Source organism: Pedobacter kyonggii (assembly GCF_004310665.1).
Classification (GTDB): Bacteria; Bacteroidota; Bacteroidia; order Sphingobacteriales; family Sphingobacteriaceae; genus Pedobacter; species Pedobacter kyonggii.
The window spans coordinates 1-13,039 of record NZ_SIXF01000030.1 but is presented as its reverse complement, the minus strand read 5'-3'; the positions used below and the strand labels follow the sequence as shown (position 1 = coordinate 13,039).

Here is a 13,039-nt window from a genome sequence, read left to right as displayed (position 1 = left end):
GCAAATATTCAAATTTTAATTAATATACCCCGATAACTTTTTAAAATACTACAGTTTGAACGAATTAAAATTAACTCTGGATACCGTAAATCCTGCTCACTTTTGGGGGCCGAATAACGAGAATTACGAAATGATTAAAGGTGCTTTCGCGAAGTTGAAACTGGTAGCGAGAGGTAGTGATGTTAAGGTTCTCGGTGATGAACAGGAACTTAAGACTTTCGAGGATAAGTTTAACCAGCTTATTGCACACCTCGAAAAATATAGCTCACTTACCAATAACGACGTAGAATCTATACTGGGTGCAAAAGCAGCCGGTGTAGTAAAAAAAGATGTAGAACAACCTACCGGAGGCGGTGGAGAGGTAATTGTTTTTGGTACAAACGGCCTTTTGGTTAAGGCAAGAACTGCAAATCAGCGCAAAATGGTAAGCAGTATTGCTAAAAATGACATCCTATTTGCCATTGGCCCCGCTGGAACAGGAAAAACATATACTGCCGTAGCTTTGGCTGTAAGGGCATTAAAGAATAAAGAAATTAAAAGGATTATTTTAACCCGCCCGGCAGTCGAAGCAGGGGAGAACCTTGGTTTCTTACCTGGCGATTTAAAAGAAAAAATCGATCCATATTTACGCCCACTTTACGATGCCTTGGATGATATGATCCCTGCGGAGAAATTGAAATTCTACATCGAAAACCGTACGATAGAAATTGCGCCACTGGCATTTATGCGCGGACGTACTTTAGATAACTGTTTCGTAATTTTAGATGAGGCACAAAACGCCACCGATATGCAGTTAAAAATGTTTTTAACCCGTATGGGGCCAACGGCTAAATTTATTGTTACTGGCGATGTTACACAGATCGATTTACCTAAAAAACAGATGTCGGGTTTATTTAACGGCTTAAGAATTTTAGAAGATATTAAAGGCATCGATATTATTTACTTAAGCGGTGAAGATGTGGTAAGACATAAACTAGTGAAAGATATCCTGAAAGCTTACGGCGATATTCAGTAAGTCAGAAGTTAGAAAAGTCCGAGGTCCGAAGTTTAAGTCTTACAAGAGAACAACTTCGGGCTTTTGCTTTTTACGACTTTTACCATCCGACTCCGGTCTTCGGACTTTCGGACTTTTTTCCTATTTTTATCCCCTCATGAAAGCACTAAAAGAAACTCATTTCAATTTCCCAAATCAAAGTAATTTTTACAAAGGTAAAGTTCGCGATGTATACACTATAGCTGACAAATTTATGGTTATGGTGGTATCAGACCGTATTTCTGCTTTTGATGTAGTATTACCTGAAGCTATTCCATTTAAAGGACAGGTATTAAATCAAATTGCAGCTAAATTTTTAGCAGCTACCCAGGATATCGTTCCTAACTGGGTTTTAGATGTGCCAGATCCAATGGTTACGATTGGCCGCATCTGTGAGCCTTTTAAAGTAGAAATGGTGATCAGAGGTTACTTAGCCGGTCATGCGTGGCGCGAATATAGCGCAGGAAAACGCTCGGTGTGTGGTGTTTCTTTACCTGATGGATTAAAAGAAAACGATAAACTACCTCAACCCATTATTACCCCAACCACAAAAGCTTCGGTAGGGCATGATGAAGACATTTCAAAAGAAGATATTTTAGCAAAAGGCATTGTTTCTATAACCGACTATGAAAAATTAGAAGAATATACTTACGCACTATATCAACGTGGAACTGAGATTGCTGCTAAAAGCGGATTAATTTTAGTAGATACGAAATACGAGTTCGGCACTGCTGATGGCGTAATTTATTTGATCGACGAAATACACACACCAGATTCTTCACGCTATTTTTATGCAGAAGGATATCAGGACCGCCAAAATGCAGATGAGCCACAGAAACAACTTTCAAAAGAGTTTGTGAGAAAATGGTTAATCGACAATGGTTTTCAGGGAAAAGATGGTCAGGTTGTGCCAGAAATGACACCTGAAATTGTAAATTCAATTTCAGAACGTTACATCGAACTTTACGAACAGATTGTAGGAGAGACCTTTATAAAAGCTGATGCTGATGCCATTTCTAGCCGCATTGAAACCAATGTTTTAAAGGCTTTAGAAACACTTTAAATTCGAAAGAAATTTATACATTAGTAAAATAAAGATTAGAGAAATGAAATTTTCAGTAGATAAACACGATAAATATGTAACCTTAAAGTTAGAAGAGCCTAAGTTTACAAACGATAATGCTCCAGGTTTGAAATCAGAGTTCTATTTGCTTAACGCTGAGGGATTCCAAAATATAATTGTTGATTTAAGTCATGTTACAGAGTGTAGCGACGCGCAGGATTTAAGCTGCTTGTTGGTTGGCGACAGGCTTTGCAAATCGGCAGGCGGGTTATTTATTGTAACCGGAATTAATGATGAACTGGCATCGATTATCGAATTATCAAACATATTTCAATCCGTAACGTTTGTTAATACAATAGAGGAAGCAACTGATTTTATCTTTATGGATGAGTTGGAAAAAGAGTTTAGAGGCGCTAAATAACAAATATTTAAATAACATTTCGGCCTCGTAGTTTCTAAAAATCTACGAGGCTTTTTATATCTTATCATGATGAAATTTGAAGTTACAATTTTAGGAAGCAGTTCTGCAACTCCTGTATTTAACAGGAACCCATCGGCACAGCTTTTAAATTGTAACGAAAAATATTATTTAATCGATTGTGGTGAAGGCACACAACAACAATTGACCAAGTACAGCCTTAAAGCTGCCCGCATCGATTATATCTTTATCAGCCATTTACATGGCGATCATTATTTCGGTTTAATAGGCTTGCTATCCAGTTTGCATTTAAACGGCAGGGTAAAACCCATGCAGATATTTGGTCCCAAACCTTTATTAGAAATTTTAGAGATTCAATTCAAATATTCTGATACCGTATTAAGGTATCCAATTGAGTTTTTCCCGATTGAAGCCGACGAGTCCAGACAGATATTCGAGAATAGTGATTTAACCGTTAAAACTATTGTTTTAAATCACCGTATCCCGACAACGGGCTTTATTTTTCAGCAGAAGAAACGACAACGGAAACTGATTAAGGATAAGACTGATGAAGTGCCTATGGCGTACTATACGGCCTTAAAAAAGGGAATTGATGTAGAACTACCAAATGGCGATATTTTACGCAGTGAAGATTATACCACAGAAGCAGATGCACCAAGATGTTACGCCTATTGTTCTGATACCTTATTTGATGAAAGTTACTTTGCTGCCATAAAAGATTGTGACACCTTATATCACGAAGCTACCTTTATGCATGATTTATTGGATAGGGCTAAAGAAACACATCATACAACCGCTTTACAGGCAGGAGAGGTAGCGAAAATTAATGGCGTAAAGAAATTACTTATCGGCCATTTTTCTTCACGTTACAAAACCTTACAAATGCTTTTAGAAGAAGCACAATCTGTTTTTGAAAATACGGAGCTGGCTGTAGAGGGGAGAACTTTTCATCTTTAGAGACTTTTATCTTTTACCGCAGAGCACACAGAGAGAGATACGCAAAGATACGCAGAGTTTGGCAAAGCAAAAATTAACTACAATCTGCGTCTATCTTCTTAAATCCACGGGAACCCCTAGCTGAAAATTTTTCCCGCTGATAACGCAGATTACCGCAGAATTAATTCTATCCATTTTACATTTTCCATCATTTAAAGACCATTCAATTTTCCGTGCCATCGGTGCTTCCTTTGCAAAAAATAGGCATATTAGTACTATGACCATAAAAAAAGCCTTACAATTTAAAACTGTAAGGCTTTCGATTTTATAAAAATTAACTATTTGTCTTTTTTATTGCCGCCTCCAAATACCGAGAAGTGCACATAACGTTTAGGATTTGCTTTTAAATCGATCATTAATTCATCAAGATTTTTTGAAGCATTATTTAAATTCTGATACATTTTATCGTCGTTTAACAACAATCCTAAACTACCTTTTCCATCTTTAATTCCTGAAATTACACTTTGTAAATCAGCAATAGCATTGTTTGCATTATCCAAGGTTTGTTTAAAGTTAGCAGCAGCAAACTTATCGGTAACAGTATTAATGTTGGTTAAGATATCGCTGATTTTTTGGTTATTGTTATTTAAGTTAGCCGTTATACCTTCAACATTTTTAAAAATCGCTTCAATACGTGCGCTTTCTGAACCCACTAAACCATCAACTTTTTTCGATGTGGTTTCTAACGAAGCCAATGTACCAGCTATACTATTAAAGCTTTTATCAACGTTTTTCTGGAAGCTAGGGTTCAGAATAGAGTTCACACTACTCAAAATAGAATCCATTTTACCAATAATTAATTCCGCTTTCTTTTGAACAGGCTGTACCTGTTCCATTAAGCCTTTTTCTACATTTGCGTTTAAGGTATAACCATCTTCGGCCATCTTTTTTGAATTACCTAACGACATTACAATGGCCTTACTGCCTAAAAGATCTGTACCTTCTAATCGGGCAATACTATTTTCGGGAATTTCATATTTGCTATTTATACTTAGGGTCGCAATAATACTACCGTCTGGCTGTAAATCCAATTTGGCCACCCGGCCAATCTGATAACCATTAATTAGGATAGGTTTTGATACACTTAAACCGTCAACCCTCGTATATTTTGCATATAATGTAGTTTCACTTGAGAAAATTGAATTTCCTTTTAAAAAATTATATCCAATTATTAATAAAGCAATGGCAAATGCAGCTAAAATACCTACTTTGGTTTCGTTCTTAATCTTCATGAGTGTTTTATTTAATGGCTACAAGTGCTAAAGGCATCTTTTCTTCACTTGTTAGAGCGTAATTAATTCTTGTGCTAAACCCTATAAATACACAAAGGCTGCACCATTTGTTTGGTATCTGTTTTATATTTTTTCCAAAGTTAAAATAACTATCATTTATAATGCCACTTATTTAACCTCAATATTTTTTTTGTATGTTTTTATTGCTTCCAAAATAGAATTGGCGATTTCGTTTTGTCCATTTTGGGAATTAATATATTTTTCTTCCTCTTTATTAGAGATAAAACCTACTTCTGTTAATACGGCCGGCATACCACAACGCTGCAGTACCAAAACGCCCTGTTCTTTAACACCACGGCTTAATCGCTCATCCCGCTTGATATAACTGTTCTGTATTAATTTGGCAAATTTAATGCTTTTGTCTCGAAAGGCATTTTTTAAAAGCGATAAAAGAATAAAACTGCTCGGGTTACTTGGATCATACCCTTCGTACTTGCTTTTGTAGTTCTTTTCCAATTTAATATCTGCGTTTTCACGTATGGCAGCGTCTTGTTCTTTTAACCGGTGCGAGCCCGCGACCAACGTTTCTGTTCCTTTAATATGCTTGTTGCCTGGGGGCATTGAATTACAGTGTACCGATATAAAAAGATCTGCATTAGCTTCGTTAGCTATTTCAGCCCGCCTGTATAAATCAACATCTATATCTGTTTTGCGTGTGAAAATTATTTTAATATCTGGCATCTGCCCCTTTAATAATGCGCCTAATTTTAATGCAATCTTTAACGAAACATCTTTTTCTTTTGAAAAACTACCAGAGGCTCCGGGTTTCCTGCCACCATGACCTGGATCTATAACAATTGTTTTGATCTTATAACCCTGAGCAGATGCTTTCTCAGCAATTAATAACGAAAAGAAAAATATTGTAATCAGAAGTTTAATCTTCATGCAGGAGGGATATTAAAATGATGTTTCAGCTATGCGTTTATAATTTTTAATTGCTTTAATAATTCCATTTACAATTTCATTTTGTCCCTCAGGAGAATTCATATAATCTTCTTCATCTGGATTACTTACAAAACCTATCTCTGTTAACACAGCTGGCATAGCTGCACGGGCCAATACCGCAAGGCTTTTCTCTTGAACACCCCTGTTGACGCGGCCAGCATTAACATATTCTTGTTGAAGCATCGAAGCAAACTTTAAACTCCTATCTCTATTGGTTTGTTTCATCAACGATAACATAATGTCACTTTCGGGGGTATTCGCAATAAATCCTTCATAGTTCTTCTGATAATTCTCTTCCAGAAAAATCGATGCATTTTCTCGTTTAATCACCTCATCCTGCTCACCTAAACGACCAGTTCCAGAAACGAAGGTCTCTGTTCCCCTGGTTGAAGTGCTTTTGGAAGTAACGGTTCTATAAACAGGTACTTTTCTGCCTCTAACTTTTTTATAATAATCTACCACTCTCGATACCCTAACAGGCATATCGTTTAAGTGGATAGAAATAAATAAATCGGCCTTTGCATTATTTGCAATATTGATACGTTCGTATAAAGGAATAAATACATCCGACTCTCGGGTATAAATAACTTTGATATCTTTCAAACTATCTTGGAGCGCGCGGCCAAGGTTCAATGCCGTTTTAAGCGCCACATCTTTTTCCTTCGAATACACACCGTGGGTTGCACCATCCTTACCACCGTGACCAGCATCGATCACGATTGTTTTAATTTTATATTCTTGCGCAAACACCTGATTATCAATTGAATTTGATAACACTAAATAAATAATAATTGTTAAAATGGATTTAAGATACATCAATGGTATATTTTTCACTAATTTTGAACGTTTTTGATTAAACATTTGTGCAAAAATAACATTCAAATACGAATTTGAAACTTCTTAAGAGCTCTATTTTACTAATATCTGTCATTTTATTAACACTTGTTGTTGGTAAAGCTAACGCATTTTCTCATTTTTCATTGCAACAAATCATCCAACAAGACACAACCAAAAAGGATACGACTAAAAAGACAGGTAAAAATAATAGTAGTATCGACCAGAAAGTAGAATACAAAGCGGAGGATTCGGTAAAAATGAGTGCTGATAAAAGCATTGTATATTTATACGGAAACGCAAGGGTGGTATACGGTGATTTTGAGCTAGATGCGGCTTATATCAAATACGATAAAAAGCAAAATTCCATATTTGCACGTGGCACTAAAGATCCGAAAACAGGTAGATATACCGGAAAACCAATCTTTAAATCGGGCACTGATGGAACAGCAATAGCAGATTCTATTTTTTACAATTCAGAAACAACCCGGGCCAAAGTATATGGTGTTTTTTCTGAACAAGAAGGAGGTTTCTTTTCTGGTGGACAGAGCAAAAAGCAAATAGATGATGAGCTGCACATTAAAAATGTAATGTACAGTACCTGTAATCTTCCACACCCACATTTTGGATTAATGATTTCTAAGGGGGTGGTAACTGAGAAACAGATCATTACCGGGCCGGTTTACATGATTATCGAAGATATCCCCACGTTTTTGGGGCTGCCATTTGCTTTTTTTCCAAAACCCAATAAACGAACATCAGGTGTAATCCTTCCCACACCAGGCGAAGATGCAACTAGGGGTTTTTTCTTGCAAAACGGTGGTTATTACCTAGGATTGAACGATTACTGGGATGCTAAACTTTTAGGTTCCATATATACCAATGGTTCTTATGAAACAAGCTTGTTAAGTAATTACACTAAAAGATATAAATACAACGGTAACATTAACTTAGCTTACTCTAGTTTTAAAGATGGTTTAGAAGGCACTGAAGCTTTTAAAAATCCGACCAAAAACTTTAGTATCAATTGGAGCCATAGTCAAAACGCCAATGCCAATCCAGGTACTACATTTAGTGCCAGTGTAAGATTGGTATCGACAGGCAGATCTGGTTATTACAAAAATACAGCTGCAGGTACTACTTACGATATTAATACCATCGCAACCAACTCAACAAGTAGTAGTATCAGTTATGCGAAGGCCTATTCGAACGGGATGAACTTCTCTTTGGCCGCATCAAGTGATCAGACTTTAAGTACCAGAGCGATATCGTTAAGGTTGCCCGAAATGACATTCAACGTACCTACATTTAACCCATTTCGCCCTAAGGATGCTGTTGGCGAACAAAAATGGTATGAAAAAATAACGGTTGGCTATAGCTTACAGGGAACCAACAGAATTGACACTTTTGATAGTTTGTTGTTCCAAAATGATGGTTTAAAGCGATTAAGAAGTGGATTTTCGCATAGTATTCCGATAAACATGTCTTTTACTGCCTTAAAATATTTAAACTTTAGTTTGGGTGGCACCTATAATGAGGTTTGGAATTTTCAGAGTGTAAATAGAAGATATACACAATTTGCCGATAATACCTATACTTTTAGAGAAGATACGCTCAGTGGGTTTAAAAGAGCTGGCAGCTACAGCCTATCAACTAGTATGTCGACTAAAATTTATGGAAGAAGAGATTTTAATCCAGCAGGCAAAATCCAGGCATTGAGGCATGTAATGACCCCGAATGTTTCCTTCTCTTATTCTCCGGATTTCACAAAAGCAGGAGCAGGGCCTTATAGGCCTGCAATAGATCAAAATGGTAATCAAATTTATACTAGTGGCCAACCTTTAAAATACTCCATTTTTGATGGTATGGCACAGCCAGGCTCTTTTGGCGGCCCCAATGCATCCATCGGTTTTGGGTTGGATAATACCGTAGAACTGAAGGTGAGGAATAAAAACGATACGACCGGAACAGGCTCAAAAAAGATCCCGATTATTCAAGGTTTGAGTTTTAGCGGTTCATATAATTTCCTGGCCCCTTCTTATAAATTATCAACCATTGGTTTTAGTGGCCGGTCGCAGTTTACCGATAAATTGGGGATAAATTATAATGGAACATTAGATCCATATTCACTTAAAGATACCCTGGTTAATGGTCTGTCTTCAAAAATCAGAGAAGATCGTTTATTTTTTCAAAAAGGTAAATTTTTACCCCGTTTAACTAACTTTGGTTTCTCATTCGATTATAGTTTAAATCCAGAGGCATTAAAACGTAAAAACGAGGCTAATGATAAATTAGGTGAAGCAGCGAATAAAAAAGGATTGACCGATATACAATCGGAGCAATTAGCGGCTATAAGTCGTGATCCAAATGCTTTCGTTGATTTTAACATTCCCTGGAATTTCTCTTTCTCTTATAGTTTTCAATATTCAAACGACGGAAACAACAATACAATTTCGAATACACTAAACTTTAATGGCGATGTTAACTTAACACCAAAATGGAAAGTTACTTTTAACTCAGGTTACGATTTTAAGAACAATGGCTTAACTCCAATGAATTTAGCTATTTATCGCGATCTACATTGCTGGGATATGAGTGTAAACTGGGTTCCATACGGTGCTTACAAAAGTTATTCTGTTACCATAAAAGTTAAGGCATCCATATTACAGGATCTGAAATTGAGCAAAAGACAAGGTTTTTACAGCACATACCAATAAATTATGCTAGCCGAAATTATTACCATTGGTGATGAGATTCTCATTGGCCAAATCGTTGATACCAATTCTGCCTGGATGGCTAAACAGTTAAATTTAATTGGTGTCTCCGTGAAGCAAATTACTTCAGTTTCTGATGATGAGCAACATATTTTAGAAGCGCTCGAACTTGCCGAAAAACGTGCAGATATTGTTTTAATTACTGGCGGACTAGGCCCGACGAAAGATGATATTACCAAGAAAACCTTGGCAAAGTATTTCAATATGGGCTTTCGAAATGATCCTGGAGCACTGGAAATGGTTCGTCAGATTTTCGAAAAATACAAGCGCCCTTTATTGGATATCAATATTCAGCAAGCTGATGTACCTGATGGTTGTGAGGTTATTGTAAATAAAAATGGTACCGCGCCATGCATGTGGTTTGAACAAAACGATACCATTTTTGTATCGATGCCAGGTGTGCCTTACGAAATGATGTACCTGATGGATGACGAAATTCTACCCAGAATTACGAGCAGATTTAAGCTGCCATTTATTGTACATAAAACCATTCTTACTGCAAATATAGGCGAATCATTTTTGGCCAAAGAGATCGAGGAAATTGAAGATAGCTTGCCAGCACACATCAAATTGGCTTATCTGCCAAAATTAGGACAAGTACGTTTGCGCTTATCGGCCAAAGGCGATAACGAAACAGCGTTACTTAAAGAAGTTGAGCTTTACGCCAAAGAGATTATTTCAAAAGTAAACAAGTTTGTAGTAACAGATGAAGATATTCCCTTGGAAAAAGCGATCCTGAACCTCATGAAAAGTAAGGGTTTGACTTTATCTACAGCAGAAAGCTGTACCGGTGGATACATAGCACACCTGATTACGCAGCACCCAGGTTCTTCTTCGGTTTATTGGGGCGGGGCAGTAGCGTATGCCTACGAACTTAAAGAATCTATTCTTGGTGTCAAAGAAAATACTTTAAACACCTTTGGGGCCGTGAGCGAACAAACCGTAACAGAAATGGCCGAAGGTGCAATTAAACATTTCAAAACAGATTATGCTATTGCGGTTAGTGGCATTGCCGGTCCAGATGGCGGAACAGAAGACAAACCAGTTGGCACGGTATGGATTGCAATTTCTTCAAAACACAAAACTGTAGCTAAGTTGTTTAATTTCAGCAACAAACGCATTCAAAACATCGAACGTTCTGCAGCATCGGCACTAGCCATGTTATTAAATCTCCTTAAAGAAACAGTTTAGAAAGAATAAAAACTGTATTTTTGTGGCATTACCAATATAAAATACTGTAATTTAATATGGCTCAATACGAACTATTGTTACCAAAAATGGGTGAAAGTGTTGCGGAAGCAACGGTGATTAAATGGGTAAAACAACCAGGTGATTCTATTGATTTAGATGATACCATTCTGGAAATCGCTACTGATAAGGTAGACTCTGAAGTTCCTTCTCCGGTTGCCGGTAAATTGGTAAAACAGTTATTTGCTGCAGATGAAGTTGCCCAAGTGGGTGATGTAATTGCCATTATTGAAACCGAAGACGGAGAAACCGCTACAACAGAAGCTCCGGTTGTAGAAAAGCCAATAACTGAAGAAAAAATTGAAACTATTCCTGGAATTGCACAACTACCATCAGAAAACACAACTGTAGCAACTGATTTCAGCTCGTCTGATCGCTTTTATTCACCTCTGGTTAAAAGTATTGCTGCACAAGAAAATATTTCGTTAGCTGAACTTGATGCAATTAAAGGCTCTGGTACTGATGGACGGTTAAATAAAGACGATCTGTTAGATTATATTGCCAATAAAACTGGAACATCGCCAATTTCAACTAAAACAGTTATCATAACAGCGCCTACTCCATCTACAAACCAAACGGCTGAAAATAAAGCAAGTTCAGCAACAGTTGTAAATAAAACATCAACAACCAGTGTTAGTGGTGGCGATGAAATTATCGAAATGGACAGGATGCGTAAACTGATTGCCGATCATATGGTAATGAGTAAAACAACTTCACCGCATGTAACTTCGTTTGTTGAAGCCGACGTAACCAATATGGTTTTATGGCGCAATAAAGTAAAAAATAGCTTCGAAAAGCGTGAAAATGAAAAAATAACCTTTACGCCGATATTTGTAGAGGCAGTTGCCAAAGCGATAAAAGATTTTCCGATGATCAATGTTTCGGTTAACGGTACGCAGATTATCAAAAAACGTGATATCAATATTGGTATGGCTGCCGCTTTACCAAGTGGAAACCTAATCGTTCCTGTAATTAGAAATGCCGATCAGTTAAATTTGGTTGGCTTAACAAAAGCAGTTAATGATTTGGCTGCAAGAGCGAGAAACTCTAAACTAAAGCCTGATGAAACGCAAGGTGGCACTTTTACATTAACCAATGTAGGTAGTTTCGGAAATGTAATGGGCACACCAATTATTAACCAGCCTCAAGTGGCTATTTTAGCTGTTGGCGCCATTAAAAAGAAACCAGCTGTTTTAGAAACCGAACATGGTGATGTGATTGCAATTAGACATATGATGTTCTTGTCTTTATCTTACGACCACAGGGTTGTGGACGGTTCTTTAGGGGGAATGTTTGTGCGTAGAGTAGCAGATTATTTAGAAAGTTGGGACCTGAACAGAGAAATTTAGTCAGTTTACAATTAACAGTTTTCAGTTTGTATAATATTAACCACTAAACAATTTACCAGTTTAACAATCAAGAATGTTAGCTTCAAATTTAAAATCGATAGTTTCAGATAACGTATTGCATGCCAAATGGTTAAATACGTTATCTTATATGGAAAATGCAGGTGCAAAGAAGATTTCAGCTTCAGAGCATAAAGAGAATGTAAACCTGATTATTCTTAAACACGCTGCAGAAGAGCACCGCCATGCTTATTATTTAAAGAAGCAGATTTCGAAGATTAATGAGACACTTTGTAAAACTTACACCAATGCCGAATTGTTATCCCCAAATCATACAAAATACTATTTGCATGCTTTAGATATTGCGGTTTGCCGTTATTTAAAAGCTGTATTTAACCTTTCTGGTTACGATTTAAAATTCGCTGCCTATTTATTTGTTACATATGCGATTGAAGTGCGTGCCGATGAATTGTATCCAATTTATCAAGCGGTTTTAGATGAAGCAAAAAGCAAGGTAAACGTAAAATCGATTATTTTAGAAGAGGAAGGCCACTTAGAAGAAATGATGAACCAACTGGTTAGTTTTTCTGATGATTGGGAAAATCATGCAGCTGAAGTAATCAAAATTGAAAAAGCTTTATTTGAAAGTTGGGTTGCTGCCTTAGCTGCAGAACTACCGATAAGTGCTTAAATAATCGCAGATCGTCATTGCGAAAATATATTAAGAAGTCAAGTTTAAAAAACTTGACTTCTTTGGTTAAAACCAAAGTCTTGAGTTTGGCTAATTTCTCATGTAAAAAAGTGAAGACAGGATAGGATTGGCTAATTTTTCCAACTTTGCTATTTTTTTCTCTATGTTCACGAAGTCGGAAAAATTGATTCTGATACTTTCCAGCCATTTTTCTGCTCTGAATCTGTTTAGTATATCGCCTGTTGTTGTTCTTGTCCTCAACGCATTCTTATACCATTTTGTTCCAGGCAGAGAAACCTTTTCGGCCAGGTTGGTTTCGTGCGCTGCCAATAGCATCATCCCATAGCAGGCTGAAATAAACGCGGGTACTTTTTCCAC

Annotated in this window: 12 protein-coding genes; 8 read left to right on the top strand and 4 right to left on the bottom strand. The window is 36.9% G+C overall.

Going from position 1 to position 13,039, the window contains the following annotated elements; all coding sequences use genetic code 11:
- The first annotated feature begins 55 nt into the window (after window positions 1-55).
- From EYS08_RS20990 to EYS08_RS20975, 4 genes are all read left to right on the top strand, one after another.
- Window positions 56-1,015, top strand: coding sequence for a PhoH family protein (locus tag EYS08_RS20990; RefSeq protein ID WP_057934214.1), 960 nt, complete (start codon window positions 56-58; stop codon window positions 1,013-1,015).
- Window positions 1,016-1,151: 136 nt separating this feature from the next.
- Complete coding sequence (locus EYS08_RS20985; protein ID WP_131031947.1) at window positions 1,152-2,096, top strand: phosphoribosylaminoimidazolesuccinocarboxamide synthase; 945 nt, start codon at window positions 1,152-1,154, stop codon at window positions 2,094-2,096.
- 43 nt (window positions 2,097-2,139) lie between these two features.
- A complete protein-coding gene (locus EYS08_RS20980) occupies window positions 2,140-2,517 on the top strand; it encodes an STAS domain-containing protein (RefSeq protein WP_131031946.1) in 378 nt (125 codons plus the stop codon).
- 69 nt (window positions 2,518-2,586) lie between these two features.
- Window positions 2,587-3,492 (top strand): ribonuclease Z, encoded by a 906-nt coding sequence (locus tag EYS08_RS20975; RefSeq protein ID WP_131031991.1) that lies wholly within the window; start codon window positions 2,587-2,589, stop codon window positions 3,490-3,492.
- A gap of 317 nt (window positions 3,493-3,809) precedes the next feature.
- On the opposite strand, the gene EYS08_RS20970 is transcribed toward EYS08_RS20975, so the two are convergent.
- The 3 genes from EYS08_RS20970 to EYS08_RS20960 form a co-directional block, all read right to left on the bottom strand.
- Window positions 3,810-4,763, bottom strand: coding sequence for an MlaD family protein (locus EYS08_RS20970; protein WP_131031945.1), 954 nt, complete (start codon window positions 4,761-4,763; stop codon window positions 3,810-3,812).
- A 168-nt stretch (window positions 4,764-4,931) separates the two neighbouring features.
- Complete coding sequence (locus tag EYS08_RS20965; RefSeq protein WP_131031944.1) at window positions 4,932-5,708, bottom strand: N-acetylmuramoyl-L-alanine amidase family protein; 777 nt, start codon at window positions 5,706-5,708, stop codon at window positions 4,932-4,934.
- A 12-nt stretch (window positions 5,709-5,720) separates the two neighbouring features.
- Window positions 5,721-6,584: an N-acetylmuramoyl-L-alanine amidase family protein gene (locus EYS08_RS20960; protein ID WP_131031990.1), complete on the bottom strand. Its 864-nt coding sequence runs from the start codon at window positions 6,582-6,584 to the stop codon at window positions 5,721-5,723.
- A 164-nt stretch (window positions 6,585-6,748) separates the two neighbouring features.
- Between EYS08_RS20960 and EYS08_RS20955 the strand changes: the two genes are divergently transcribed.
- The 4 genes from EYS08_RS20955 (at window position 6,749) to EYS08_RS20940 (ending at window position 12,661) form a co-directional block, all read left to right on the top strand.
- Window positions 6,749-9,319, top strand: a complete 2,571-nt coding sequence (locus EYS08_RS20955) for a putative LPS assembly protein LptD (protein ID WP_244216009.1) — start codon at window positions 6,749-6,751, stop codon at window positions 9,317-9,319.
- 3 nt (window positions 9,320-9,322) lie between these two features.
- Complete coding sequence (locus EYS08_RS20950; RefSeq protein WP_131031942.1) at window positions 9,323-10,567, top strand: competence/damage-inducible protein A; 1,245 nt, start codon at window positions 9,323-9,325, stop codon at window positions 10,565-10,567.
- A 56-nt stretch (window positions 10,568-10,623) separates the two neighbouring features.
- Window positions 10,624-11,973 (top strand): dihydrolipoamide acetyltransferase family protein, encoded by a 1,350-nt coding sequence (locus tag EYS08_RS20945; RefSeq protein ID WP_131031941.1) that lies wholly within the window; start codon window positions 10,624-10,626, stop codon window positions 11,971-11,973.
- A 73-nt stretch (window positions 11,974-12,046) separates the two neighbouring features.
- Window positions 12,047-12,661 carry a hypothetical protein gene (locus EYS08_RS20940; protein WP_131031940.1) on the top strand — a complete coding sequence of 205 codons (615 nt, stop codon included), beginning with the start codon at window positions 12,047-12,049 and terminating at the stop codon, window positions 12,659-12,661.
- Window positions 12,662-12,751: 90 nt separating this feature from the next.
- On the opposite strand, the gene EYS08_RS25870 is transcribed toward EYS08_RS20940, so the two are convergent.
- On the bottom strand, window positions 12,752-13,039 hold a 288-nt coding region (locus EYS08_RS25870), incomplete at its 5' end, for a hypothetical protein (protein WP_208745885.1).